The sequence below is a fragment of the Deinococcus radiotolerans genome (assembly GCF_014647435.1).
GTDB lineage: Bacteria > Deinococcota > Deinococci > Deinococcales > Deinococcaceae > Deinococcus > Deinococcus radiotolerans.
In genome coordinates this window covers 86510-111137 of sequence record NZ_BMPE01000011.1, presented here as the reverse complement: position 1 = coordinate 111137, position 24628 = coordinate 86510, and the positions used below count along the sequence as shown (strand labels likewise).

General features: G+C 70.9%; 25 protein-coding genes. 18 read left to right on the top strand and 7 right to left on the bottom strand.

Features of this window, described 5'->3' with window-relative positions; translation table 11 throughout:
- The first annotated feature begins 59 nt into the window (after nt 1-59).
- Entirely contained in the window at nt 60-986 is a 927-nt protein-coding gene (locus IEY63_RS15785; protein WP_229784752.1) for an endonuclease/exonuclease/phosphatase family protein, read from the top strand.
- Between the two features lie 82 nt (nt 987-1068).
- Here IEY63_RS15785 and IEY63_RS22495 read toward each other — a convergent pair whose 3' ends face one another.
- The gene (locus IEY63_RS22495; protein ID WP_268239669.1) at nt 1069-1197 is read right to left on the bottom strand and encodes a hypothetical protein; all 129 of its coding nucleotides are present in this window, start codon (nt 1195-1197) and stop codon (nt 1069-1071) included.
- A 229-nt stretch (nt 1198-1426) separates the two neighbouring features.
- Between IEY63_RS22495 and IEY63_RS15780 the strand changes: the two genes are divergently transcribed.
- The 15 genes from IEY63_RS15780 to IEY63_RS15730 all read left to right on the top strand — a co-directional run bounded on the left by IEY63_RS15780 (nt 1427) and on the right by IEY63_RS15730 (nt 15393).
- Nucleotides 1427-4270 carry an AfsR/SARP family transcriptional regulator gene (locus tag IEY63_RS15780; protein WP_189069952.1) on the top strand — a complete coding sequence of 948 codons (2844 nt, stop codon included), beginning with the start codon at nt 1427-1429 and terminating at the stop codon, nt 4268-4270.
- A 341-nt stretch (nt 4271-4611) separates the two neighbouring features.
- Nucleotides 4612-4737 (top strand): hypothetical protein, encoded by a 126-nt coding sequence (locus IEY63_RS22490; protein WP_268239668.1) that lies wholly within the window; start codon nt 4612-4614, stop codon nt 4735-4737.
- A 91-nt stretch (nt 4738-4828) separates the two neighbouring features.
- The gene (locus IEY63_RS22485; protein ID WP_268239667.1) at nt 4829-4957 is read left to right on the top strand and encodes a hypothetical protein; all 129 of its coding nucleotides are present in this window, start codon (nt 4829-4831) and stop codon (nt 4955-4957) included.
- A gap of 11 nt (nt 4958-4968) precedes the next feature.
- The gene (locus IEY63_RS22480; RefSeq protein WP_268239667.1) at nt 4969-5097 is read left to right on the top strand and encodes a hypothetical protein; all 129 of its coding nucleotides are present in this window, start codon (nt 4969-4971) and stop codon (nt 5095-5097) included.
- Nucleotides 5098-5108: 11 nt separating this feature from the next.
- A complete protein-coding gene (locus IEY63_RS22475) occupies nt 5109-5237 on the top strand; it encodes a hypothetical protein (RefSeq protein WP_268239666.1) in 129 nt (42 codons plus the stop codon).
- Between the two features lie 119 nt (nt 5238-5356).
- Nucleotides 5357-6289: an ABC transporter ATP-binding protein gene (locus IEY63_RS15775; protein WP_189069951.1), complete on the top strand. Its 933-nt coding sequence runs from the start codon at nt 5357-5359 to the stop codon at nt 6287-6289.
- Entirely contained in the window at nt 6282-7061 is a 780-nt protein-coding gene (locus tag IEY63_RS15770; protein WP_189069950.1) for an ABC transporter permease, read from the top strand. The genes IEY63_RS15775 and IEY63_RS15770 overlap by 8 nt, the downstream gene beginning before the upstream one ends.
- Entirely contained in the window at nt 7061-9784 is a 2724-nt protein-coding gene (locus tag IEY63_RS15765; protein WP_189069949.1) for an insulinase family protein, read from the top strand. Before IEY63_RS15770 ends, IEY63_RS15765 begins: the two co-directional genes overlap by 1 nt.
- Complete coding sequence (locus IEY63_RS15760) at nt 9774-10727, top strand: DUF6895 family protein (protein ID WP_189069948.1); 954 nt, start codon at nt 9774-9776, stop codon at nt 10725-10727. The genes IEY63_RS15765 and IEY63_RS15760 overlap by 11 nt, the downstream gene beginning before the upstream one ends.
- Nucleotides 10724-11638 carry a hypothetical protein gene (locus tag IEY63_RS15755; protein WP_189069947.1) on the top strand — a complete coding sequence of 305 codons (915 nt, stop codon included), beginning with the start codon at nt 10724-10726 and terminating at the stop codon, nt 11636-11638. Before IEY63_RS15760 ends, IEY63_RS15755 begins: the two co-directional genes overlap by 4 nt.
- Nucleotides 11638-12189, top strand: coding sequence for a hypothetical protein (locus IEY63_RS15750; RefSeq protein WP_189069946.1), 552 nt, complete (start codon nt 11638-11640; stop codon nt 12187-12189). The genes IEY63_RS15755 and IEY63_RS15750 overlap by 1 nt, the downstream gene beginning before the upstream one ends.
- Nucleotides 12176-12892, top strand: a complete 717-nt coding sequence (locus IEY63_RS15745; protein ID WP_189069945.1) for an ATP-binding cassette domain-containing protein — start codon at nt 12176-12178, stop codon at nt 12890-12892. Before IEY63_RS15750 ends, IEY63_RS15745 begins: the two co-directional genes overlap by 14 nt.
- Nucleotides 12885-14414: a hypothetical protein gene (locus tag IEY63_RS15740; RefSeq protein WP_189069944.1), complete on the top strand. Its 1530-nt coding sequence runs from the start codon at nt 12885-12887 to the stop codon at nt 14412-14414. The genes IEY63_RS15745 and IEY63_RS15740 overlap by 8 nt, the downstream gene beginning before the upstream one ends.
- A complete protein-coding gene (locus IEY63_RS15735) occupies nt 14411-15040 on the top strand; it encodes a helix-turn-helix domain-containing protein (RefSeq protein ID WP_189069943.1) in 630 nt (209 codons plus the stop codon). The genes IEY63_RS15740 and IEY63_RS15735 overlap by 4 nt, the downstream gene beginning before the upstream one ends.
- A gap of 146 nt (nt 15041-15186) precedes the next feature.
- Nucleotides 15187-15393 (top strand): hypothetical protein, encoded by a 207-nt coding sequence (locus IEY63_RS15730; protein ID WP_189069942.1) that lies wholly within the window; start codon nt 15187-15189, stop codon nt 15391-15393.
- 71 nt (nt 15394-15464) lie between these two features.
- On the opposite strand, the gene IEY63_RS15725 is transcribed toward IEY63_RS15730, so the two are convergent.
- The 6 genes from IEY63_RS15725 to IEY63_RS15700 form a co-directional block, all read right to left on the bottom strand.
- A complete protein-coding gene (locus IEY63_RS15725; protein WP_189069941.1) occupies nt 15465-16136 on the bottom strand; it encodes a M48 family metallopeptidase in 672 nt (223 codons plus the stop codon).
- 112 nt (nt 16137-16248) lie between these two features.
- Nucleotides 16249-17118 carry a KPN_02809 family neutral zinc metallopeptidase gene (ypfJ, locus tag IEY63_RS15720; RefSeq protein WP_189069940.1) on the bottom strand — a complete coding sequence of 290 codons (870 nt, stop codon included), beginning with the start codon at nt 17116-17118 and terminating at the stop codon, nt 16249-16251.
- Between the two features lie 152 nt (nt 17119-17270).
- A complete protein-coding gene (locus IEY63_RS15715) occupies nt 17271-17573 on the bottom strand; it encodes a DprA-like winged helix domain-containing protein (RefSeq protein WP_189069939.1) in 303 nt (100 codons plus the stop codon).
- A complete protein-coding gene (gene feoB / locus IEY63_RS15710; protein ID WP_189069938.1) occupies nt 17570-19792 on the bottom strand; it encodes a ferrous iron transport protein B in 2223 nt (740 codons plus the stop codon). The genes IEY63_RS15715 and feoB overlap by 4 nt, the downstream gene beginning before the upstream one ends.
- Nucleotides 19789-20019: a FeoA family protein gene (locus IEY63_RS15705; RefSeq protein WP_189069937.1), complete on the bottom strand. Its 231-nt coding sequence runs from the start codon at nt 20017-20019 to the stop codon at nt 19789-19791. Before IEY63_RS15705 ends, feoB begins: the two co-directional genes overlap by 4 nt.
- A 236-nt stretch (nt 20020-20255) precedes the next feature.
- Entirely contained in the window at nt 20256-21275 is a 1020-nt protein-coding gene (locus tag IEY63_RS15700) for a D-alanine--D-alanine ligase family protein (protein ID WP_189069936.1), read from the bottom strand.
- Nucleotides 21276-21569: 294 nt separating this feature from the next.
- Between IEY63_RS15700 and IEY63_RS15695 the strand changes: the two genes are divergently transcribed.
- Both IEY63_RS15695 and IEY63_RS15690 read left to right on the top strand, forming a co-directional pair.
- A complete protein-coding gene (locus tag IEY63_RS15695; protein ID WP_189069935.1) occupies nt 21570-23288 on the top strand; it encodes an ABC transporter substrate-binding protein in 1719 nt (572 codons plus the stop codon).
- A gap of 287 nt (nt 23289-23575) precedes the next feature.
- Nucleotides 23576-24598, top strand: coding sequence for an ABC transporter permease (locus tag IEY63_RS15690; protein ID WP_189069934.1), 1023 nt, complete (start codon nt 23576-23578; stop codon nt 24596-24598).
- Nucleotides 24599-24628 lie beyond the last annotated feature (30 nt).

Below are 24628 nucleotides of genomic sequence, written 5' to 3'. Positions count from 1 at the left end.
CCACCCTCTCCCCTTTTGTGTGGACGCGCGGCGCGGCGGCAGGCGGCACACTGCGCCGTGTGCGCGCCCACCTGCCGGCCCTGCCTCTGCTGACCCTGCTCCTCGTGGCGCTCGGCTGGGCGCTGGGCGAGTTCATCGGCGAGCGGACGCTCCCGACCCTGCTGCTGGCGTACGCGCCACCGCTGCTGTGGGTCCTGCTGTGTCTGCCGGCGCTGGCGTGGGCCACGTGGCATCGCCGGGGCCGCGGCGTGGCCCTGGCAGCGCTGCTGCTGGCCGCCTGGGGCGCAGGGCTCCTCCACTGGCGGCCGCAGCAGGCGGGCACGCTGCGGGTGGTGACCTTCAACGCGCTGGGCGGGGCGCGCACCACCCCAGCTGACCTGGGCCGCCATCTGCGCGCCCTGGATGCCGACGTGATCCTTCTCCAGGAGGCCCGCTTTCACGACCGGGCGTTTGAGGCTCAGCTTCGCGCGGCCCTGCCGGGGTACCGTGCCGTGCGGGCGCAGGAGGTTCTGACGCTCACCCGGCTGCCCCTGCTGGGCAGTGAGGCGCAGCCGCTGCCCGGCATGAACCGCGCCGCCCTGCTGACGCGCCTGCACTGGGAAGGCCGCCCCGTGACGGTCGTGAACGTCCACCCGGGGGCCACACAGGTCAGTGCGGCCCTGCGCGCCCCGGACCGGTTGCGCCGTTCACGCGACCTGCGCGCCGCGCAGCTGGACGGACTGACCACACTGGCGCGCCGCACCCCCGGGCGCCTGATCCTGGGCGGCGACCTGAACACCCCGCCGAGCGGGCAGGCGTACCGCTCCTTGCGGGCAGCGGTTGGGCCTGACGCCTTTCAGACAGCTGGGCGCGGTCCCGGCTGGACGTACCCCGCCCTGGGTCTGCGCATTGACCATCAGTTCAGCCGTGGCCTGCATCCCATCCGCGCCCGCGTGCTCCCGTGGACGCTCAGCGATCACCTTCCGCTGCTGGTCGAGTACCGCTGACCGGCCGGGCCCCGCGGTGAGGTGCCGCACTCATCCGTCGGCGGGCCCGAACCTCTTACCGGGCTGATCTGGGGCCGTCCGTTCAGCTGCCGGTGGGCAGGGGGATGGGCAGGATGATCACCACGCCACCCTGCAGGGTGATGGTGCCTTCGGCGAGGGCGCTGGAGGTGCTGACGGTCAGGACGAGCAGAGCGATGATCAGTTTGCGCATGGGTGGTTCCTCCTGTGCTGGTCGTGAGCAGAGCCTAAGAAGGCGCCGGAGAAAGTCAGGAGAAACGCCCCGTGGCCTGCTGGAGAAACCCACGCCAGTCCCCAACTTCGCGCGCCTGGAGGGCGGAACTGGAGGCTGATCAGAATCTGATGCCCACATGTACAATGGGTCATCACGCTCATCTCCACGCCCTCCGCGTCTTCTGCCGTTTCCCCCTCTGGAGTGCCGCTTGATTCCACGTCCCCTGCGCCACGAACTTCACCGCACGCACCTGCTGGACCGAGTGGACCGCAGCGATGAGACGCTGATCCTCCTGGTGGCCCCGTCCGGCTTCGGGAAGACGACCCTGCTGGCGCAGTGCGCCCGTCAGGAGGACCGGCGTGCCGCGTGGTTGAGCCTGAACGCGGACGACCGTGACCCGGCCGTGTTCAACACCCGGCTGCTGCGCGCCCTACAGACCGCGTTTCCCGACGCGCAGCTGCCGGACGGCCGCCCCGAATTTGTGGACGCCCGCGCCTGTGCCCGCGCGCTGAACGCCCTGAACGACCACGTTCTGCTGGCGCTGGATCACCTGCACCTGGCGCACGTGAACACCCTACGCTGGCTGGCGGAGTTCATCCAGGACCTGCACGAGGGCCACCGCGTGCTGGCCGCCGCGCCGCGCCGCCCGGCCCTGCCGCTTCCCACGGCCTTCATGGCCGAGCGGCTGCTGCTGATCAGCGGGGACCAGCTGCGCTTCACGCCGCAGGAAACGCAACTGTACTTCGAGCGGCGCGGCCTGACCCCGCCCAACCTGACCGACACGCGCGGCCTGAGCGGCTGGCCCGCCGGACTGGCCCTGCTGGCCGCGGACGCGCACGGCACGTTCTCCCCGCTGGATCTCGTGCGGGACCTGCTGCAGCGCCTGCCGGAACCCGTGCGCTCGGCCCTGCCCGAGGCGGCCACCCTGGAGGAATGGAGCGAGGCTGGTGCCCGCGACGCCCACCTGAGCCTCCCCAGCGGCTGGCTTCAGGCCGTGCAGGACGCCGGCCTGCCCCTGACGCCCACCGCCCCGGACCGCTTCGTGCCCCTTCAGGCCGTGCGGGACGTCCTGCGGGAGGACCTGAGCCGCAGCCCGGACCGGGCGGCGCAGCTGTACCACCGCGCCGCCGAGCAGGCCGAGGCGCGCGGTGAGCCCCTGCTGGCCCTGCAACACTACGAACGCGGCGGTCACGCACAGCCCGCGCAGGTGCTGGCCAGCCGCCTGTGCAGCGAGTACCTGTGGCGCATTGACTACCCGTCCGTGCTGAGCACGCTGGAGTCACTGCGCCGCTGGCAGACCCTGCCCCCGCCCCTGGAAGCGGCGCTGGCCCTGGCCCTGATCCGCACCGACCGCGTGCAGGAAGGCGAGACGCTGGCCGCCACCCTGCTGGAACGCACCCTGGAACCAGACGCCCTGCGCGCCCTGGCGCACGCCGCACACCGCCGCGGCGACCGGCACATGCAGCTGCACTACGCGCAGCTCCTGGCGCAGCACGCCCTGACCCGCTCGCAGCGGGCCGACGCCGCCCGCCTGGAAGTCGCGGCGCTGCTGCGTCTGGGCCGACCGCAGGACGCTGCCGCCCGGGCCGAAGTCCTGCTCGACACCTCGCAGGCGCTGCATCCGCTGGAATGGGCCGGGACGTACTTCACCCTGCACACCGTCTACGAGGACCTGCGCGACCCCGCCCTGAGTGAACAGCACCTGCGCAGCGCCCTGGACCTGTATGAATCCATGCACAGCCACCAGCAGATCGCCGTGTGCCTGAACGACCTGGCGATCCTGCGCGGCCAGGCCGGCGCGCACGACGAGGCGCAGCAACTCGTCACGCGCGCGCTGCACCTGATCGGGGACAGCATGCCGGACCTGCGCGTGGTGTACCTGGAAACCCAGGCGGACCTGCTGCTGTGGAACGCCGACTTCAGCGGCGCCGAACAGGCCTACGCGCACGCCCTGACCGCCGCGCAGGAACGCCACCTGGCCCCCCTGGTGACGCGCATTCAACTGGGCCGCGCGCACGCCCTGACGCAACTCGGCGCGTTCGCCGACGCGCACACCGCCCTGGAGGGCGCCACCGCGAACCTCCCCCCCACCGACCAGCCCCTGCGGGCCACCCTGAACTTCATGCGTGGCGTCCTGGCCTTCGCGCAGGGCCACGGCGAGCAGGCCCAGACCCTGTGGCAGGACGCCCCCGCCGAATACCAGGACCTCCGGCAGGCGTACCTGGGGCTCAGTGCCGCGCAACCCACCCCGCCCCCCCTGCCCGGCCACCTGCGCCGCGCGCACTCAGCCACCCTGCGGCCCCACACCCCCACCCGGGCCAGCACACCCGGGGCGACCTCCAACCTGACCTCCAGCCCGGCCGCGCCACCCCCCACCCTGCACCTGCACACCTGCGGCCCCATGCACGCCACCCTGAACGGCACGCCCCTGCACCTGCCCTTCAGCCGCGCCGCCGAACTGCTCGCGTACCTCACCCTGACCGGCGAGGCCAGCCGCGCCCAGATCATCCGCGACCTCTGGGACGGCTCCAGCGAGACCCGCGTCGTGAACTACGCGAAACTCACGATCCGCAAACTCCGCGCCGCGCTGCAAGACCACCTGCCCTTCAACCCCCTGCCATTCGAGGAAAACCTGTACGCCCTGTCGCCCCTCCTGACCGTCCACAGTGACGCCGCGGACATCCTGGCCGCCGAGCACAGCACGGACCCGGACCTCCTGCGCCGCGCCGTGCACGCTCACACCGCACCGTTCATGCCCGCCCTGGAAGGCGAATGGGCCGAGGCGACCCGCGAACGCCTCCAGGCCGCCACCCAGACCGCCGGGCTGCGCCTGATCGGGCACGCCGACCTGCCCGAGGCGATCAGCACCGCCCGCCACCTGCTGCGCCTGGACCCCCTGCACGAGGACACGTACCTCGCCCTCCTGAACGCCCATGAGCGGGCCGGGGACCCGGTCGGGGCGCAGGGCACGTACCGCGAGTACGAACGCATGCTCACCCGCGAAATGGGCACCCACCCCCCCGAGGCCCTGCGCGCCCGGTACGTCACCTGACCACCCACGCCGCCCGGCACGCCCGGTAAGCCCGGCCCAGCGAACCCGGCGCCTCCCCTGATCGTGGAGAGGCGCCAACACGTGTGGGCACCCCACAGAGGCCAGTCTGTGGAGGAACGCAGCCCAGACGCGCGAGGGGCACGCTGACCAGACAGTCCAGCAGTCCGGCGCCCCCCGCACGCCAGCCAGCAGTGTTGCCACGCATGTAAGGTTCCAGCAATCAACAGGTCAACAGCAGGAAAAACATCGTCAGGTGCGGGCAAATACCGCCCCCGCATACTCATACCAACGAACGGGAGACGCCCAGAGGCACCCCGAACGATCCAGGGAGGAGCACCACGATGAATGCACACGACACCACCGACCAGCTCGCCATCTTCGTCCTGACCGGATTCCGCTTCGTCCTGCCGGACAACTCGACCGCCTCCGAGGGCTTCCAGGGGTACCTGGAAAGCACGGTCGAATGACCCCCGCGTTCCCCGAACACGCCCACACCTTCCTGCCCCTCGACCTCGACCTCGGCCCCCAGGCCGCCACCCCCACACAGGAGAACTGAACATGACCAACTTCACCGCCCAGAACGAACTCGACGGCGTTGCCGTCCTCGCCCTCACCGGTTACGTCCTGATCGTCGCCAACGACGAACAGCCCGCCTTCGACAGCCTCATCGCCGCTGACATCAAATAAGGAGAACTGACATGACCAACTTCACCGCTCAGAACGAACTCGACGGCGTCGCCGTCCTCGCCCTCACCGGTTACGTCCTGATCGTCGCCAACGACGAACAGCCCGCCTTCGACAGCCTCATCGCCGCTGACATCAAATAAGGAGAACTGACATGACCAACTTCACTGCCCAGAACGAACTCGACGGCGTTGCCGTCCTCGCCCTCACCGGTTACGTCCTGATCGTCGCCAACGACGAACAGCCCGCCTTCGACAGCCTGCTGACGACTGAAGTGCTGTAATTCGGTACCTGAGTGCGCCCCCTGGCCTGACGCCGGGGGGCGCGTTCTGGGTTGGGGTTTCTCCGGGTTTTCTCCCTGTGGTGCGTACGGTGCGCGTGACCCATCAGGAGGGGGAGAACATGGACGTATTGCAGGCGACGGACCTCAGGAAGTCGTACCGGGCGGGCAAGCAGGTGGTGGAGGCGGTGCAGGGCGTGAGCCTGAGCTGCCGGGCGGGTGAGGTGGTGGCGTTCCTGGGGGCGAACGGCGCGGGGAAAACCACGACGCTGAAGATGCTGACCGGGCTGATCCGTCCGGATAGCGGGTCGGTGCGGGTGTGTGGTGGGGACCCGCACGTGGACGCGCGGGTGCTGGAGCGAATCGGGGCGGTGCTGGAGGGGAACCGCAACACGTACTGGACGCTGACCGTGCAGGAGAACTTCGAGTACTTCGGGGTGCTGCGCGGCCTGACGCGCGCTCAGGTGCGCCGCCGCGTGCCGGGCCTGCTGGAGGAGTTCAGCCTGGGGGACAAGCGGCACGTGCCGGTGCAGCGCCTGTCGCGCGGCATGCAGCAGAAGCTGGCGATTGCGCTGGCGGTCCTGCCGGAGCCGCAGCTGCTGCTGCTGGACGAGCCGACGCTGGGCCTGGACGTGCAGGCGACGCTGGACATGCAGGCGCTGGTGCGGTCCCTGGTGGCGCGGGGCTGCGCGGTGCTGCTCACGACGCACCAGCTGGACGTGGCGCAGAAACTGTCGGACCGGGTGGTGATCATGCGCCGCGGGCAGGTGGTGACCGAGCAGCCCACGCGGGAGCTGCTGCGCGCGTACAGCGGCAGCGGTTTCGAGCTGCGCTTCGACGGGCTGCTCAGTGACGCGCAGCGCGCGGCGCTGCGGGGCCTGGGTGTGGAGGAGCTGGAGCCGGGCCGCGTGTCGTACTTCGGGCCGGGCGCGCTGCTGTACGAGGTGCTGGACACGCTGCGGCCGCTGGAATTGCGGGCGGTGACGCCCAGCGAGGTGGACCTGGCGGACGTGTTCCTGCGCGTGAACCGCGAGGCGGAGGTGGCGTATGCGTGATTCGCTGAGGCTCTTTCAGGCGGAGTGGCTGCGGTCGGTGATCCTGATGCGCCGCTACGTGGGGAACACGGTGGGCAGCGTGCTGGGCCTGACGCTGGTGTTCCTGGGGTTGTTCTTCAGCACGCGGTACGTGTCGGGCATGAGCAGTTTCGGGGACCGGCTGGACAGCGTGGTGGTGGGGTACGTGCTGTGGTCGCTGATCCTGTTCGTGCTGGCGGACGTCAGCATGGACGCGCAGAACGAGGCGCAGACGGGCACGCTGGAGCAGGTGTGCCTGTCGCGGTTCGGGCTGACGCGGGTGTTCGTGCTGCGCAGCCTGACGCGGGTGGTGTGGACCGTGCTGATGAACGCGGTGGTCCTGAGCGTGATCTGCCTGGTGACGGGCACGCGGCTGCACCTGAGCCCATGGCTGATCGTGCCGGTCGCGTCGGCGCTGATGGGCGCGTTCGGGCTGGCGTTCATGTTCGGGGCGCTGGCGCTGGGGGCCAAGCGGATTCAGCAGCTGCTGAACCTGGCGAACTTCGCGCTGCTGTTCGTGGTGATGACGCCATTCGAGAAGACGGTGCCGGGGCTGTTCCCCGTGCTGTCGGCGCTGCCGATGGTGCCGGGCGCGGCGGGCGTGCGGGCCGTGATGGTGGACGGCAGCGCGCCGGGCCTGGCGGGCGCGGCCGTGATGCTGCTCAGCGGGGCGCTGTGGTTCGCGCTGGGCGTGCAGGTGTTCCGCCGCGCGGACCGGGCGGTGCGCACGCGCGGCCTGCTGGGGAGCTACTGATGACGGTGCCGGCCGTGTGCGCGGACCTGCACGGCTTCCGCCTGGAGCGGCTGCGGCCGCTGCCGGTGCTGGGCGGCTCGTTCGGGGAGTACCGGCACGAGAGTGGCGCGCGGCTGCTGTACGTAGCCGCGCCGGATGAGAGCAGCACCCTGAGCGTGTCGTTCCGCACGCCGCCCTGGAGTGACGCGGGGCACCCGCACGTGCTGGAGCACCTGGTGCTGATGGGCTCGCGGCGCTTTCCGTCGCGGGACGCGTTCCAGGCGTGGCAGCGCTGGCAGCTGCTGGATTACCTGAATGCCAGCACCACCCGCGACTGGACGGCCTTCACGGCGTCGGGGACGGTGCCGGGGGACATGCTGGACACGCTGGACTTCCTGCTGGACGCCACCTTCAATCCGCTGCTGGAGGGCGGGGCGTTCCGGCAGGAGGCGTGGCGGCCGCTACCAGACGGGTCGCTGGGCGGCGTGATCCTGAACGAAATGCGCGGCGCGTACGCGCACCCGGCGCGTCGGCTGCGGGAGGCGACGGGCGCGGCCCTCTTCCCGGGCTCGGCGTACGCGTGGTCGTCGGGTGGCACGCCGCAGGCCCTGCCGGACCTGAGCGTCGCGGACGTGCGGGCATACCACGCGCAGTACTACGTGCCGGCGAACCTGACGGTGTTCGCGTACGGGTCGCTGCCGCTGCCGGAGGTGACGCGGCGCGTGGCGCAGGTGCTGCGGGCGCGGCCGCGTGGCCAGGCGGCCCCCTGGCCGCAGCCCATGACGGCCGGCGTGCCGGAGTGGACGGTCTCGCACCCGCGCAGCGCGCAGACGCTGATCGCGTGGGCCCTCCCGGAGGGGCTGTCCCCGCTGGAGACGCAGGGGCTGAACGTGCTGGGCCTGGCGCTGCTGGGGCACCCGGACGCGCCGCTGCAGCGCGTGGCGCGGGCACTGGGGGGGCCGCTCGCGGATGGCAGCGGGCTGCATGCGGACACGGCGCAGCCGGTCCTGGCGGCGGGTGTCGCGGCGGACGTGGACCCGCAGGAGCTGCTCGCGGCGCTGCTGGACGTGCTGCGCGCGCCCCTGCGACCGGAGGACGTGCAGGCCGCGCTGGGCCGCTACACGCTGAGTGCGCTGGACACGCAGCATCACGGCTTCCCGTACGGGGTGCAGCTGTCGTTCGATGTGCTGGGCGCCGCACATCACGGGCAGGACGCGCTGCCGCAGGCGCTGGCGGGCGCGGCGCAGGCCCTGGCGGACCTGCCGGACCTGCCGGGCTTCCTGGCGGACCTGGCGCGGCGGGTGCTGGCGGACAGTGGGCACCGCAGCGTGGTGCGCCTGCAGGTCGCGCCGGACCCAGAGCCGCGCGCCGCGCCACTCCTGCTGGACGGGCCGACCGGGTCCGAGGGTTGGGAGGAACAGGCGCCCCTGGCGGCGGCCCCCGCGCCGCAGCGGGCCGCTCTGACGGAGCGGGTGCGGCTGCCGGACGTGCCGGACCTGCACGCGGGTGAGGTGCTGGGCGTGCCGGTGCAGTCGGCGCGGGTGCCGGGGGCGCTGACGCAGTTCAGCGTGAGCCGGGACCTGCCCGGGGAGACCGATCTGCTGGGCTGGCTGCCCGCGTACCTGCACCTGCTGCCGCGCAGTCCGCTGGGGCAGGCGCTCACGCGGGACGTGCAGGCGCTGGGCGCCACCTGGAGCGTGAACGCGGACACCACGCACGATCCGCTTGATCCGGCGCGCGTGACCCTCAGCGTGACCCTGAACGTCCGGGGCCTGAGTACGCGCATGACGGACGTCACGGCGCGGCTGGGCCAGGCCTGGGCCACGCTCAGCCCGGTGCCGCAGGAGGCGCGGCGGCAGCTCCAGGACCGCGCGGCGCAGCTGCGGGCCCTGCGCCCCACGCAGTCGGCGCAGCTGGGCATGCTGCGCGCGGCGCTGGCGGTGAACCCGGCCTTCGGGGTGCGCGAGGCGTGTGACGGGTGCCTCAGCCACGACCTGCTGGACGCCTCGGCGGCGCACCCGGCGCTGGAGGACGCGCTGCGCGCCCTGCACGCCGCGCTGTGGGCCCGGGAGGACCTGCGGGCCGTGGTGGTCGCTGATCAACCCGGCCCGGCGCTGCCGGAGGTGCTGCGGCCGCTGCTGTCGGGCCTGCCGGTGGCCGCGCGGGGTGCACTGGCACCCCTGAGGGCCGCGCCGGGCGGGGCGGACCTGCCGGGTTCGGCGGCGCTGGCGTGGCCGACCGTGCCGTTCGCGCATGCGGACGCCCCGGCGTTCCTGGTGCTGGGCCGCGCGCTGCAGGACGCGCTGCACGCCCCGGTGCGGGCGCAGGGTGGGGCGTACGCAGTGACGGTGCGGGCGTTGCCGGAGGCGGGGCTGCTGCTGGCCGTCTCGGCGCGCGACCCGCAGCCCGAGCGGACGCTGGACGTGTTCCGCGCGGCCACGTCGTACCTGCCGGACCTACGGGGCGAGGCGCTGGAGGCGGCGCGGCTGGGCGCCGTGCGGCAGCTGCTGTCGCTGCGGTCGCGGGCCATGCTCGCGCGGCAGGCGGCGCTGGACGCGCACTTCGGCTTCGTCCCCCACCGCGCGGTGTTCCTGCGGGGCCTGCTGTCGGTCACGGCGGATGACATAGCGCGGGTGGCCGCCCAGCTGGCGCGGTGGCCGCGGACCACCTCTTCGCTGACCCACGGACGCCCCTTCTGCCACCACATTCCGTCTCTGCTGCCCTGGGGGTTTCATGACCACTGATCATCCGGCGCTGCCGGTGTTCCGCCGCGCGCTCACGTGGGTGTCGGCGCACCTGGACGCCTTCCACCCGGATCACGAGTTCGTGTCGGATCACTCGCTGCGCGTCAAGCCGTTCATTGAACTGGTGTTCGTCCTCAACCCGTTCCTGCGCCGGGGCCTGCACCATCAGGAGCCGCTGCTGGCGGACCTGGCGGCCTTCTGCGCGCGGACCTTCGACTCGTACGATTTCGCGGCGTTCGCGCAGCAGGACCCGGCCGGCCTGATCGTGTTCGCGCTGCGGGACGAGTTCGACGCGCTGTGCGGCCGCGCCCCGCGCGACGGGCTGCTGGACCGCTTCCGCCAGACGGGCCTGCCGGAGCTGGTCCGCGTGAGCCGCACGCCGTACCGCGCGATGGACCTCGCGTACAGCGTGGCGCGCGCCGAACTGCACTTCGACCCGCGGTCCCTGCTGCCGGACCTGCCGCGCACGGTGCTGGGCACGGCGCGGCCCCTGGCGCACTGCACGGATTCGGACCTGTACTCGATCACGCACACCCTCTTCTACCTGGCGGACCTGGGCGAGGCGGACCTGGCCGCGTGCTGGCCGGACACGGCGGGCCTGCGGGAGCAGCTGCGCGGCGCGCTGGGCCTGACGCTGCGGGAGGGCAACGCCGACCTGAGCGGGGAGCTGCTGATGTGCCTGGCCTTCCTGGGCGACACCGGCAGCGTGGCCGCCCGGTACGCCTGGACGCGGCTGGCGGCGCTGCAACTGACGTGCGGGGCCGTCCCGGCGCCCAGTTACCGCGCCGAGCGGGACGAGGCGACGCCGGGCGGCGCAGCGGGCCACTACCGCTTCACGCAGAGTTACCACACCACGCTGGTCATGCTGGGCGCGGCGATGCCCGCCCTGTTCCCCCAGCCCCTTCAGGCCGCGCAGGAACCGGCCGTGCAGGTGGCGTCGTGAGCGGCGCCCTGACCGCCCCCGCCCCGCTGCGCGAGCCGCTGAGCCTGCGCGCGTGGCTGGACGTGCTGGACGACACGCTACCCCGCCAGGTGTTCGGGCCGGAAGCCAGCCGGGACGTGCAGCAGCTGGCCACCGTCAGCCGCGCGCTGCTGTGCCTGCCGTCCGGCTTGAGCCTGCCCGAGTCGCGCCTTCAGCGGGTCATGAGCGCGCTGCTGCGCCACCCGCTGTGGGAGGACCTGCTGCTCACGAACGCCGAGTGGCTGCACCCGGCGCTGCCATCCCTGCACCTGTGGCACCGGCACTGGCCGGGCCTGCCGGGCGCACTGCGGCCCGTGCAGCGCACCCTGGACGCCGGGCTGATCAGCCGCGCGGAGTGGACGCCCATGCACCTGCTGGACCTGAGCGTGCACCTGCACGCGCTGCAGGCCGACGGCCTGAACCTGGGTCGCGCGCCGCTGCCCGCCCCGACCGAGCTGGCGCGGGCGTCCGCGCTGGGTGCGGGTGCCCCGGCGTGGCTGTGGTGTTACGAGAAGGTCAGCGTACTGAATTACCTGCTGCGCGCGGCCCGCAGCGGCGGCCTGGGTGTGCCGGACTGGGCGGCGGGCGTGACGGCCGCGAACCTGGTGCACGCGCTGCGCGCGCTGGGCGCCGCAGACCAGCCGGACCGTGAGGGCGCGCTGCGGGCCGTGTCGGAGCACGCCCTGGCGCACGCGCTGAGCGGCGCGCCCAGCGCGGACCTGCTGGCGCGGGCGCTGCAGGCCGCGGCGCAGGCGCGCACGGAGATGCCGGAGGCGCAGGACCGCTGGGTGTGGCCGGTGGTGGCCGCGAACCTGGGGACCGCCGCCCAGTGGACCGGTGCTCAGAGGACGGGGGCGCTGTGGACCCCTGACTTTTCCAGGAGAAACGAGTGATGCGAGTCGTGACCTTTGATTTTGAAGCGGCTGCCCGCTGGGCAGCGGACCTGCTGGCCCTCCCCCTGCCGGACGACGCGGCGCGGCTGGCGCGGGAGACCGTGACGTGCGCGTCCCTGAACGTGCCCGACCTGAGGAGCGACGCGGCGCCCGTGCCGCTGACAGAGTGGCTGGATCTGGATTCGGCGGCACTGCTGGCGCAGGTGCGGGCGGCGCCGGCCGGGGCCGGGCAGCCGGACGGGCCGGGCGGCCTGGCCGGAGTGATCGTGCCGGGCTGCGCGTTCGCAGCCTGCCGGGAGAATGACCTGCCGCTCGCGGCGGCGCTGCTGGAGCTGCTGCTGCACTGGCGGCTGCCGCACGCGGCGGACGTCGCGGACTTCCTGGCGTTCCAGCAGCGGGCGGACGGCGCGTGCGGGTACCTGAACCCGCTGCGGCCCGCACCGCACGCGCGGCATGAGGCGGCGCTGCGCTTTCACCTGCCGGCCACGCACGCGATCACGCGCGCCCTGGCCGCCTGCGAGCTGAGCGGGGTGGCGCGTGCCAACGCTTGAGGTGCGGGACCTGCGCGTGCGGTTCGGGCGCACCGAGGCGCTGCGCGGCGTGACGCTGGAACTGCGGCCCGGCGTGACCGGCCTGGTCGGCGCGAACGGCGCGGGGAAAAGCACGCTGATCCGCACGCTGGTAACCCTTGAGCGGCCCAGCGCGGGGCAGCTCGTGTGGGACGGGCAGGACGTGACGCGCCGCCCCGAGCGGCTGCGCCGCGTGCTGGGGTACGTGCCGCAGGAGGGCGGCGCGTACCCGCAGCTGACGCCCACGGAGTTCCTGCAGTACATGGGCGCCGCCAAACGCCTGGACGCCCGCGCGGTGGACGCGCAGATTCCGGAGCTGCTGGACGCCGTGAACCTGGGCGCGCACGCCCGGCGCCCGGTGGGCTCGTTCTCCGGGGGCATGGCGCGGCGGGTGCTGATCGCGCAGGCGCTGCTGGGCGACCCGCAGCTGCTGATCCTGGATGAACCCAGCGTGGGCCTGGACGCCGAGGAGCGCCTGCGCTTCCAGGCGCTGCTGCGCGAGCGGGCCCGGGGGACGGCGGTGCTGCTGGTCACGCACCTCCGCGAGGACCTGGACGCCACGGCGGACCGCCTGCTGACCCTGGAGGGCGGCGTGATCACGCACGAGGCGAGCGAGCCGCGTGCCGCGCGCCGTCCGGTGCGGTCGCCGCTGGTGCTCACGGCGGCGGGGGTGTCCCGTGCCTGAGGTGGGTGGTCGGGGGCTGCGGCGCTTCCTGACACTGGAGGCTCGGCTGCGGCTGCGCCAGGGTGGCCTGCCGCTGCTGCTGCTGGCCATGGTGGTCGTCACGGCGCTGTACCTGCCCGCGCGGGACGCGGCCTACCTGACGCTCAGCGTGAACGGGCAGCGGGGCGCGTACTCGTGGGCGTGGGTGGGACTGGTAACCGGGGTGCTGGGCGCGCTGGCATTTAGTCTGGCGGGCCTGTTCCTGGTGGGGCGCGCGCCGCAGCGGGACGCGGCGAATGGCAGCTGGGCGCTGCTGGCCACCAGTCCCGCGTCGCGCGTGGCGCTGCTGGGCGCGCGGACGCTGGCGGACACGCTGCTGCTGTGGGCGCTGTGGGGCGTGGTGCTGCTGGGCAGCGTGGCGGTGGTTCTGGCGCGCGGCGAGGCGACCGGCGCGCCGGACCTGGGGGCGCTGCTGCTGCCGGGCGTGCTGATCACCTTCCCAGTGCTGGCCCTGGTGGCAGCGCTGGGTACGCTGCTGGACGCCGTGATACCCCGCGCGCGCCTGGGCCGGGGCGTGGCGGGCGTGCTGCTCTGGACGGCGCTGGTGGGCGTCACGCTGGGCACGCCCGCACCTGTGCCGGACCTGCTGGGCGTGCGCGAGCCGCTGCGGCAGGCGACCCTGGCCCTGACGGGGCGGGTGGCGGCACCGTTCGTGCTGGCCGAGAGCGGCGTGAACGTGGGTGTCCAGGCCCGCACCGCGCCGCTGACCCCGCAGGCGTGGACGGGCCTGACCTGGACGCCGGCCGACGTGGCGGGGCGGACGCTGCCCGTGGCGCTGGCCGTGGCGCTGGTGCTCGTGGCCGCGCTGTTCGATCTCCGGCGGGGGGCGCCGCGGCGTTCACCCTCCCCGCGCACGGCGCGGCCCATACGCCCCTGGCCGATGCCGGCGGGGTCCGGGCTGCGCCTGGCGCTGCTGGACGTGCGGGCCGCGCTGCTGGGCGCGCCGCGCTGGCTGCCCCTGGCCGCGCTGGCCCTGGGCGTGGCGGGCGTCGGCGCGGCCGCGAACCCCGGCGGGCCGCTGCTGCCGCTGCTGCTGATCGTGGGGGTGCCCGTGGCGGCGCGCGTGGTGTTCCAGGAGCGCGCCAGTGGCACCGAGGCGCTGCTGGGCACGACCGTGCGGGGCGCGACCCTGCCGCTGCGGCGCGGCGCGGCGGCGTTCGCGGTGCTCGTGCTGCCTGCCAGTGGGGCGCTGCTGGCCCTGCTGCCCGCCCATCCGGACCTGAGTGGCGCGCTGGTCATCACGGCGCTCCTCACGGTAGCGCTGCTGCTGACCCTGCGGGACCTGCGCGTCACTGACGCCGCCAGCGAAAGCCTGCTGTTCCTCGCGTGGTACCTCGGGCCGTTCAATCACCTGGGGGTGCTGGACACCCTGAACCCCGCGCACGCCCTGCCCACCCTGGCCCTGAGCGCCGCGCTGCTGGCCCTGCACGCCGCCCGTCACTGGCCCCGCCGCCTGCCGCACGCCCTGGAGGTGCCCGCATGACCACCCTGATCACTCCGCCGCCTGCCCCCCTGACCGCTGCCCCCGCCCCCCTGGCGACGCCCGGGCTGTATCTGACCTTCCTGGGGGCCGAGCAGGCCACGCTGGACGGTCAGACCCTGAAGCTCCGGCGCCGCTTCTGCGAGATCCTGGTCATTCTGGCCACGAATCCGAACGGCGTGACGGGCGGGCAGCTGTCCGCCGCGCTGTACGGCGAGTGGAGCGACACGCAGAACCAGGCGGTCGAGGTGCACCGCCTGTCGAAACTGATCGGTCTGAGCAGCAAACCGTACCGGCTGGTGCCGGTCGTCGGCGCGGATTTCCTGCACGTGCAGGACCTGCTGATGGAGGGCCGCATCCGCGAGGCGGCGCAGCTGTACCGGGGTGAACTGCTGCCCCTGTCGGACGCGCCCGCCGTGACCGAGTACCGCGAGTACCTGCACGAGAGCGTGCGGCAGGCGGCGCTGCTCAGCGGGGAACTGGAGCCCCTGTGGACGCTGGTGGCGCGCTTCCCGGATGATCTGGAACTTATTGAGGCGCTGGGGGAGCGCCTGCCCGCCGGGGACGTGCGCCGCGGGATGGTGCAGGCCCGGATGCGCCTCGCGCAGCGGCGCCTGTGCGCCTCCTGACGCGCCCCTGTGCCTGAGTGGTCCGGCGGCCCCGCGCCGGACCCTGCCCGTCTGGGGGCCGGCATGAAGCCGGGTTCATGTCCCTCAGGGCCCGCGTGCATCTGCGGGCGCCAGACTGACGGTCATTCCCCCTCTGGAGGTGCCTCATGACTGGACCCTATGACCGTCCGCCCGCCCCGGCCACCGAACCCACCGACGTGCCCACCCCCATGCCCGAGCAGATGCCCGGCTCCGGTGATACCGGCCCCGTCATGGACCCCCCGGTGAATCCAGATACGCCCGGCATGCCCGAACCGCATCCCACCCCGAACCCAGACACGCCGGGCATGCCTGAACCTATGCCCGCCATGTAACGAGCGTCCGCACCAGGGCCAGCGCGCACCCGGAATTTTCCCGGCACGCGCTGGCCCTCTCCTATTGGCGCTTACAGGGTATGGCCGTGCTGCCTGAGCCACGCACGGTGGGCGGGCCAGTCAGGCACGACCCGCGAGACGTGCGCCCAGTAGCGGGAGGAGTGGTTCAGTTCCAGCAGGTGCGCCGCCTCGTGCACCGCCACGTAGTGCAGGACGGCTGCGGGCGCGCGGCTGAGCTTCCAGTGCAGGCGGATCACGCCGTCCGCCGTGCAGCTCCCCCAGCGCGTGCGCGTATCACTCACGTGCACGGCGGTCAGTCGGCCTTCGGCCTCCAGTTGCTCAGCCGCAGTCCCCACCAGGTCACGGTAGGGGGCCGCGCAGGCCCGCCGCGTCCAGCTGGTCAGTGCGGCCTCCGCAGTTCCGGCCGGCAGGTGCAGGGCCGCGCCAGTGCGTTCGGGCCGCGAGCGGCCCTCATCCAGATGCAGGGTCAGTTCCTCATTCAGGAAGGGGACGCGCTGACCGTGGAACGGCGCCGGCCTCGCGGGCGGCCGGGCCGCGTAGGTCGCCAGGTGGCCGGCCACCCACTCGCGCCGGGCGTCCAGAATGTCGCGCAGCTGCCGCAGGGGCACGCGGGTGGGCGCGAACACGGTCACGGCGCCCGGTGTGACCTGCACGGCCACCGTGCGGCGCCGCCCACTGCGCTTCACCTGCACGGGCACGCCCGCCACCTCCCAGTCCGTCATGCCCTCAGAAAAGCGCATGGGGGCAGCGGGCGTGGTGAGCCCGGTCACGCCCGCACCCATGAACAGGACTGCGGCGTCCCAGGCTTCACTGGGACGCCAGCAGTGGATGCATTTACAGCTGGTTGTAATTCACGTTGAACGTGTCGCAGCCGTTCGGGTTGCCGCTCTTGAAGCCCGTCATGAACCACTTGACGCGCTGGGCGGCGCTGCCGTGCGTGAAGGAATCCGGCGTGACGTACCCCTGGCCCTGCTTCTGGAGGTTGTCGTCGCCAATGGCCTGCGCGGTGTTCACGGCTTCCTGCACGTCCGCCTCGGTGATCTTCGCGTCCTGCTGGGTCTTGTTGCCCCACACGCCGGCGAAGCAGTCAGCCTGAAGTTCCAGGCGCACGCTGTAGCTGTTCGCTTCGGCCTCGGTGCGGGCGCTGCGCTGCTTACGTTCGACCTGATCGCTGATGCCCAGTTCGTCCTGCACGTGGTGCCCGACCTCGTGGGCGATCACGTAGGCGTAGGCGAAGTCGCCGCCGCCTCCCAGTTGACGGTCCATCTGCGAGAAGAAACTGGTATCGAGGTAGATCTTCTGATCGGCGGGGCAGTAGAAGGGTCCTACCGCGCTGTTGGCCTGACCACAGCTGGATTGAGTACCCCGCGTGTACAGGACCAAACTCGGATCGGTATAGGTGCGGTTCGCCTGCTTGAAGATGTTGCCCCACACCAGGTTGGTGCTGGACAGGATGTTCTTGACGAACTGATAGGACTCGTCGTTCTGGGTCGTCTGCGTGGACGGGTTTTGCTGTGACTGCTGCGTCTGGGTGTTATTCCCGCCCCCGAGAATATCGCCAGGATTGATCCCGAAGAACATGGCGATCAGGGCGATGATCAGTCCCCCCACGCCACCTACAGCGATGCCGCCACCGGGCAACCCCCCTGCGCCGCGACGATCTTCAACGTTCCCACCACTGCCGGGAAGATTCTTCCAGTCCATATCCTGCCCCTTTGACGCTGCGTGAATTCAGAGGAGGTGCCGGGGGATGCGCCCGCGAGTGCCGTCCGCTGTTGATGCCGTCATTGTAGGAAGGGACGCGTGCTGGACGTCTGATCCGACCTTTAGGCTTTGCAGTGGAGTTGCTTAAGGGATCAGCCGAGGCGTTTCAGGTACGTCTCGCCGCGCGGCGTGAGACGCAGGAGGTGCAGGACCGGTTCGGTGCCGTCGGCGTTGCGGCACATGCTTTTCAGGGCGCAGGGGCCGCAGGCGCAGCCGTCCTGTTGCGGAGTGGCGTCCTGCACGTACCCGCCAGAGCGGAGGGTGCGCAGCATGCCGCTCAGGGCGTCCGGGGTGCTGCCCAGCGCGCGGGCGAGTTCATCCGGGGTGCGCGGCTGGATGCCGATGGCGTGCAGCAGCGCGCCCAGCGGGCTGGCGGGGGGGCGCGCAGTGGTCACAGGACGGCCCGGGCGATCTGGTACACGAGGAACGCGGCGATCCAGGCGGTGGCGAGCTGGTACGCGACGGTCGTCCACGCAAATCTCCGCCCGTGTTCCTGCGCCAGGGCGCCCACCGTGGCAATGCATGGGGTGTAGAGCAGCACGAACACCAGGTAGCTCAGGCCGCTGGCGGGCGTGAAGGCGCGGGACAGCGCGGTGGCCAGCGGGGTGTTCAGGGCCTGCGTGGCGTCGGCGTTCAGGCTGGGCAGGGCGAGGATGGTGGGGATGGCGCTGACGCTGCTGACCACGGCGTCCCAGGTGGCCCTGCCCGCCTGCGCGATCCCGTCCACGAGGCCGAGGGGGGTGGGGCGGGCGGCCTGTTCGCCCAGGTAGATCTGCCCGAGGGTCCCGACCACGACCTCCTTGGCGATGAAGCCGGGCACGAGCGCGCCGGTCGCCTCCCACGTGCCGAAGCCCAGCGGCGCGAAGATCGGCGAGATGGCCTGACTGACGCGCCCGAACAGGCTGTCCTGCGGGGCGACCGTGGCAAACTGCGCGCCGCTGACGGCGGGGATGGCGAGCAGCAGCCACACGCCCGCGACGGTGGCGAGCACGGTGGTACGCGCCCGTTTGGCGAAGCTGGCGGTACGGCGCCACGCGTGCTTCCACAGCACCCGGGCGGTGGGGAAGCGGTACGGGGGAAGTTCCAGCAGCACGCCGCTGCCCTCGGCAGGGTAGCTGGTGCGGCGCAGCACGAACGCGAAGGCCAGGGCCACCAACATGCCCAGGGTGTACATGGCCCACACGAGCAGGCTGGCCTGCCGGGGGAACAGCGCGGCGGCGAACACCACGTACACCGGCAGCCGCGCCGAGCAGCTCATGAACGGCAGGATCATGCTGACCAGCAGGCGGTCGCTGCGGCGTTCCAGGGTGCGGGTGGCGTACACGGCGGGCACGTTGCAGCCGAAACCCAGGATCAGGGGGATGAACGCGCGGCCGTCCAGGCCGACGCTGCGCATGGCGCGGTCCATCAGGAACGCCGCGCGGGCCATGTAGCCGCTGTCTTCAAGGAAGCTCATGGCGAGGTACAGGACGAGCAGGGTGGGTAGGAAGCTCAGGACGGTGCCCACGCCGGGAATGATCGCGCCGGTCACGAGGTCTCGGGCCAGTGGAAACCACGCGAGCGCCGCGCTGGCCCAGCCGGTCAGGGTGTCCTGAAGGGGACCGCCGATCAGGTCCACGAAGGGCGCGGCAACCGTGAAGGTCAGGCGGAACACCAGCAGCACCAGCGCCAGGAACAGCGGGATGCCCAGCCAGGGATGCAGCGCCAGCGCGTCGAGGCGTTCGGTGACGGTGCGCCGCGCCTGGGCCTGCGGGGCGGCGGCGCGGGCGATGTCCCCGGCCAGCGCGTAGCGGGCCTCGGCAATCTCGATCAGCGGATCGAGGCCCTGGGCAGCCAGGGCGCCCAGCTGCGCGTCAGCGGCCTGCACGAGGGCGGCGTGCCCGGTGGCGTTCAGGCGGCCGCGCACGCTGGGGTCACCTTCCAGCAGGGTCAGGGCCAGGTAGCGGTGCGCGTGGGGCGGCAGGGTCTCCACGCCGACCATGCGGGCGGTCAGGGCCTCCACGGCCAGTTCTATGGCCTCGGGGTAGCGCACGCCGATGCCCAGCGTGGCGTGGCCCAGGGCGCTGTCCAGCAGACCGGCCGTTCCCTGGGCGCGGCTGGCGATGGTCTCCACGACCGGCACCCCCAATAGGCGCGACAGCGCGCGCGAGTCGACCTGCACGCCCTTCTCCCGCGCTTCATCCACTAGGTTCAGGGCCACGGCGACCGGCAGGCGGTAATCCATCAGCTGGAGCGTCAGGTAGAGGTTGCGTTCCAGATTCCCCGCGTCCAGTACGTTCAGGACGACATCCGGTGCTTCATCAAGCAGCGCGGTGCGCGTGACGAGTTCCTCCGGGGTGTGCGGGCTCAGTGAGTACGCGCCGGGCAGGTCCAGGAGGTACACGCGCCGCCCTTCGTGGTTCAGGTGCGCCTCGCGCTTCTCGACTGTGACGCCACTCCAGTTGCCGACCTTCAGGTTGGTGCCCGCCAGCGCGTTGATCAGGGTGGTCTTCCCGACGTTGGGGTTCCCGACGACCACCACCCGCGGTTCGCGGGCTGCTTTCAGGCGGGCCAGGGTGTCGGCGCAGGCGACCTCGTCGGGAATCAGCGTGGCGGGGCTGGGGGCGGCGGTCACAGGCGCACCCGGATCAGGTGCAGGTCGGCGGCCCGCAGCGCCAGCAGGGTCGCGCCGATCCGGAGTTCCACCGGGTCACCCAGGGGCGCGCGGCGGATCACGGTGATGGGGGCGCCGCGCACGAAGCCCAGTTCCATCAGGCGGCGGCGCAGCGGGTGGGCGGGGTCGAGGGCCACGACGTGCGCGGTCTGCCCGGGTGCAATGGCGTCAAGAGGCACATCCGGCATATACCCGAGTATACAGATAGGGATTCACAGGCTGTCAGGGGCGTTCAGCCCACCCTGGGAACGGCAGGCCAGCCATTCAAGAGACGCCGCTCACATCAAGCGGTCAATCCAGTGGACCGCCTCAGGACGCCCAGGCCGAACAGAGATGAGCGCGCGCACGGAATACCGCAGCTGCTCATCACTGCTCGTGACGCGACCCCCGATTCAGGCCCATTGCTCTTTCCATCGGGCAGCGTTCAGCGGTCTTCCAGGGCCAGCTCAACGAGCCGGGTGACCAGGGCGCTGTAACTCAGCCCGGCGGCCTCGAACAGCTTGGGGTACATGCTGGTCGTCGTGAACCCCGGCATAGTGTTCACCTCGTTCAGCAGGAGTTCGCCGGTCTCCTCCAGGTAGAAGAAGTCCACGCGGGCCAGCCCGGCGCAGTCCAGGGCGCGGAAGGCCCGCAGCGCCAGGGTGCGGACCTGCTCGGCCACGTCTGCGGGCAGCGGCGCGGGAATGTGCATGGTCGCGCGGCCCTCGGTGTACTTGGTCTCGTAGTCGTAGAAATCCGCGGCGAACTGCAGTTCGCCAACCGGACTGGCGATCGGCGCGTCGTTGCCCAGAATGCCCACCTCAACCTCGCGGGGCTTGTGGGCGGTCATGGCCTCCAGGATCACGCGGCGGTCCAGGCGGAATGCCAGGTTCAGGGCGGCGTCCAGGTCCTCGGCGCGCGCCACCTTGCTGATGCCCACGCTGGACCCCAGGTTCGCGGGCTTCACGAACAGCGGGTACTCCAGACCGGCGGCCCGGTCCCGCACGCTGTCGGGCTGCTGCTGCCACTCGCGGCGCACGGCCAGCTGCCACGCCACCTGCGGGATCCCTGCAGAGGCGAGCACCTGCTTGGTCATGACCTTGTCCATGCTCACGGCCGAGCCCAGCACGCCGCTGCCCACGAAGGGAATCCCGGCCAGGGTCAGCAGGCCCTGCACGGTGCCGTCCTCACCCATCGGGCCGTGCAGCAGGGGGAACACGGCGTCGTAGCCCTCGGCGCTCGCGGCGCGGTGCAGGACCAGATCGCCCCCTGAGGGCGCCTCACCGGACTCCAGGGCGCGCTGCGTTTCAGTGGGGGGCAGCCAGCGGCCCTGCTTGCTGATCACCACGGGCGTCACGTCGAACTGATCGCGGGGCAGGGCGTTCAGGACGCTGCGGGCACTCATCAGGCTGACCTCGTGTTCACCGGACTGGCCGCCAGCCAGCAGCAGGATGCGCTTCTTCACGCGGCGCAGTATGCCACGTGCCCGGCGCTACACACCGTACTCAACAGGCGGCACATGAGGCGCGCACTGCACCTGCGCCAGCAAGCCCGCCCGAATGCATAAATATAGACAGGGGGAATTTCTCAGCACGTCCACGGCGTATTCCTGATGCCCGGCCCAACCATCCGGACGAAAGTCACATCTCCCCTGTCAGACGTGCGCTATGATGCCGCCGATCAACCCCTAGACAGACCCTGCAAGACGCCCAGATAGGCGACCTTGCACATGCTGTCAAAGTACCCATCTGGAGGATCAATGAAAAAAGTTGCTGCTCTCGCCACCCTGCTGACCCTGACGACTGCCCTCGCGGCCGCGCCCAAGGACACCCTGGTCTACCAGTCGTCCTCCGACATCCCCACCATGGACCCCGGCGTCACCTACGACACCGCCTCCGGCGCCGTCGTTGAAAACATCTACGAGACCCTCCTGACGTACAGCGGCTCCAGCCTCACCAAGCTCGAGCCCCTGCTGGCCACCAAGTGGGCCATCAGCAACGGCGGCAAGACCTACACCTTCGACCTGCGTAAGGGCGTGAAGTTCCACAGCGGCAACGCCTTCACCTGCGCTGACGCCGAGTACACCTTCGAGCGCAACCTGGTCACCAACAGCGCCGAGTCCGGCAACTGGTTCCTCGCCGAGAGCCTCCTGGGCGCCGGCGCCAACGCCGCAGACGACAAAACCATCACCTGGGCCCGCATCGACAAGGCCGTCGAGTGCAACAACGCCGGCCAGCTGGTCTTCACGCTGCCCGGCGTTGACCCCGCCTTCCTGGCAAAACTGGCCTTCGTGGGCCAGAGCGTCGTGGACAGCAAGTACGCCGCCAGCATCGGCGAATGGAACGGCAAGGAAGCCACCTGGAAGGACTGGATCGGCAAGGACCTGAGCAACAGCAAGCTGTCCCAGGCGCCCAGCGGCACCGGCGCCTACAAGCTGGTCCGCAAGGACGCCAATACCGTCCTGGCCACCGCCTTCGACGGCTACTGGGGTAAGAAGCCCGCCATCAAGAACGTCATCTTCCAGAAGGTCAGCGAACTCGCGGCCCGCCAGCAGGCCTTCCTGCGCGGCGACGCCGACCTGATCGACGGCGGCGGCCGCGCCGTGGACGAAGAGCAGATCAAGGGCAAGAGCGGCGTGAACTGGGTCGACAACCTGCCCAACACCACCGCCAGCGCGTTCTTCATGAACGAGAACATCAAGAACACCGCCCTGCTGGGCAGCGGCAAGCTGGACGGCAAGGGCATCCCCGCGACCTTCTTCAAGGACGCCAACGTGCGCCGCGCCTTCAGCTACGCCTTCAACTACGAGCAGTACATCCAGGACGTGCAGAAGGGCAAGGGCAAACAGCGCACCATGCTGCTCCCCGACCTCTTCCCAGGCTACGACGGCAAGATCAACACCTACACCTTCGACAAGGCCAAGGCCGAGGCCTTCTTCAAGCGCGCCTACGGCGGCCAGCTCTGGAAGAACGGCTTCACCCTGACCAGCAACTACCGCGCGGGCAGCGTGGGCGCCCAGACCGCCATGGAAATCCTCAAGCGCAACGTTGAATCCCTGAACCCCAAGTTCAAGATCAACATCCAGGCCAAGCAGTGGAGCGAGATGCTCAAGGACTCCAAGGACGGCAAGGAAGCCATGACCATCCTGGCCTGGGCCCCCGACTACGCTGACCCGGACAACTTCATGTACACCTTCTACAGCAGCAACGGGTACTACTTCCCCCGCAGCGCCTGGAAGGACAGCCAGGTCGACAAGTGGCTCGATCAGGCGCGCAACACGGTCAACACCGCCGAGCGTAACCGCCTGTACAGCCTGGTCGGCAAGAAGGCCTACGAGCAGGCGCCGTACATCCTGATCCCCGCGCCCGTGAACTACAACTTTGCCCGCGACACCCTGACGGGCGTCAGCGCCAGCAACTACAACCCCATGATCTCCTTCATCACCGGTACCTTCTGGAAGGAACTGGGCAAGAAGTAAATCATCCTCGCCGCCCACACGGCAAAACAGAGAGGAGCAGTCCCAGCAGTGGGCTGCTCCTCTCTACTGATGCGGGAAGCGGTCAATCCAGTCCAGCACGTGCTGACAGGTTCATACAGCCGGGACACGCAGAGCCCAGCCTTTGCGTTGTGCCCGCCTGATGAACTAGTCTAGAGAGCGGACTACAGCTCAGGCGCTACCACCAAACCAACGTTCGTTCTTCTCCCTTCGTTTCCCGGTCGCAGTCCCACCGGACTCCGCCGGAAGTTTCCCACCCCGAGGCATTCATGCTCAATTTCATCGTGAAACGGCTCATCCAGATTCCTGTGGTGATGCTCGTTCTCTCCCTGATGATCGTCGGCCTGACCCAGCTGCTCACCCCCGAGCAGCGCGCCGCGCCGTACATCCGCAGCGAACAGCAGGCCGCGCGCCTGGAACAGATCATCGAACAGCGCGGCCTGCGCGACCCCTTCCCTGTCCAGTATGGCCGCTGGCTCAGCAGCACCCTCAAGGGTGACCTGGGCTACTCGAAGGCCAGCAACCAGGACGTGGTCGTGACCATCAAGGAGCGCCTGCCGCGCACCATTGAGCTGACGATCGTCACGGCCATCCCGATCCTGCTGCTGAGCGTCTGGCTGGGCACCCTGAGCGCCCTGCACAAGGACAAGTTCATTGACCAGGTGCTGCGCGTCTTGGTCGTGCTGGGGTACTCGCTGCCCAGCTTCGTGGTTGGCATCCTGCTGCTGGCGGTGTTCTACGCGTACCTGGGCTGGCTCCCGGGTTCAGGGCAGCTGAACATCGTGAATACCTTCGCGCTGGGTGACATCAAGACCTACACCGGCCTGCTCACGGTCGACGCGGCCCTCAACGGCCGCTGGGACGTCGCCTGGGACGCCCTGCAGCACATGATCCTACCCGCCCTGACCCTGATGATCGTGCTCAGCGCGAACATCATCAAGGTGATGCGCAACAACATGCTCGAGGCGCTGACCAGCGATTACGTGCGTACGGCCCGCGCCAAGGGCCTCGCGCCGAATGTCGTGAACCGCAAGCATGCCCGCCGCAACGCCCTGCTGAGCATCGTCACGCTGGGCGGCTTCCTGATCATCGGTCTGCTGGGCGGCTCGCTGATCACCGAGACGATCTTCGCGTTCCCCGGCGTGGGCCAGTGGGTCGTGCAAGCCGCGCTGGGCGTGGACCTGGCGGCCGTGCTGGGCTTCGCCATGCTCACGGCCGTGATCGTGGTGGTCGTCAGCACCATCGTGGACATCCTGTACGGGGTCATCGACCCGCGCGTGAGGTTCGACTGATGCGCCCCGCCCCCACCTTCCGGAGGACCG

Excerpts from the sequence above, each read along its gene's own strand:
- IEY63_RS22495 (WP_268239669.1), bottom strand. The coding sequence starts at position 1,197 with ATGCGCAAACTGATCATCGCTCTGCTCGTCCTGACCGTCAGCACCTCC.
- IEY63_RS22490 (WP_268239668.1), top strand. The coding sequence starts at position 4,612 with ATGAATGCACACGACACCACCGACCAGCTCGCCATCTTCGTCCTGACC.
- IEY63_RS22485 (WP_268239667.1), top strand. The coding sequence starts at position 4,829 with ATGACCAACTTCACCGCCCAGAACGAACTCGACGGCGTTGCCGTCCTC.
- IEY63_RS22480 (WP_268239667.1), top strand. The coding sequence starts at position 4,969 with ATGACCAACTTCACCGCTCAGAACGAACTCGACGGCGTCGCCGTCCTC.
- IEY63_RS22475 (WP_268239666.1), top strand. The coding sequence starts at position 5,109 with ATGACCAACTTCACTGCCCAGAACGAACTCGACGGCGTTGCCGTCCTC.
- IEY63_RS15775 (WP_189069951.1), top strand. The coding sequence starts at position 5,357 with ATGGACGTATTGCAGGCGACGGACCTCAGGAAGTCGTACCGGGCGGGC.
- IEY63_RS15770 (WP_189069950.1), top strand. The coding sequence starts at position 6,282 with ATGCGTGATTCGCTGAGGCTCTTTCAGGCGGAGTGGCTGCGGTCGGTG.
- IEY63_RS15765 (WP_189069949.1), top strand. The coding sequence starts at position 7,061 with ATGACGGTGCCGGCCGTGTGCGCGGACCTGCACGGCTTCCGCCTGGAG.
- IEY63_RS15760 (WP_189069948.1), top strand. The coding sequence starts at position 9,774 with ATGACCACTGATCATCCGGCGCTGCCGGTGTTCCGCCGCGCGCTCACG.
- IEY63_RS15750 (WP_189069946.1), top strand. The coding sequence starts at position 11,638 with ATGCGAGTCGTGACCTTTGATTTTGAAGCGGCTGCCCGCTGGGCAGCG.
- IEY63_RS15735 (WP_189069943.1), top strand. The coding sequence starts at position 14,411 with ATGACCACCCTGATCACTCCGCCGCCTGCCCCCCTGACCGCTGCCCCC.
- IEY63_RS15730 (WP_189069942.1), top strand. The coding sequence starts at position 15,187 with ATGACTGGACCCTATGACCGTCCGCCCGCCCCGGCCACCGAACCCACC.
- IEY63_RS15725 (WP_189069941.1), bottom strand. The coding sequence starts at position 16,136 with ATGACGGACTGGGAGGTGGCGGGCGTGCCCGTGCAGGTGAAGCGCAGT.
- ypfJ (WP_189069940.1), bottom strand. The coding sequence starts at position 17,118 with ATGGACTGGAAGAATCTTCCCGGCAGTGGTGGGAACGTTGAAGATCGT.
- IEY63_RS15705 (WP_189069937.1), bottom strand. The coding sequence starts at position 20,019 with ATGCCGGATGTGCCTCTTGACGCCATTGCACCCGGGCAGACCGCGCAC.
- IEY63_RS15695 (WP_189069935.1), top strand. The coding sequence starts at position 21,570 with ATGAAAAAAGTTGCTGCTCTCGCCACCCTGCTGACCCTGACGACTGCC.
- IEY63_RS15690 (WP_189069934.1), top strand. The coding sequence starts at position 23,576 with ATGCTCAATTTCATCGTGAAACGGCTCATCCAGATTCCTGTGGTGATG.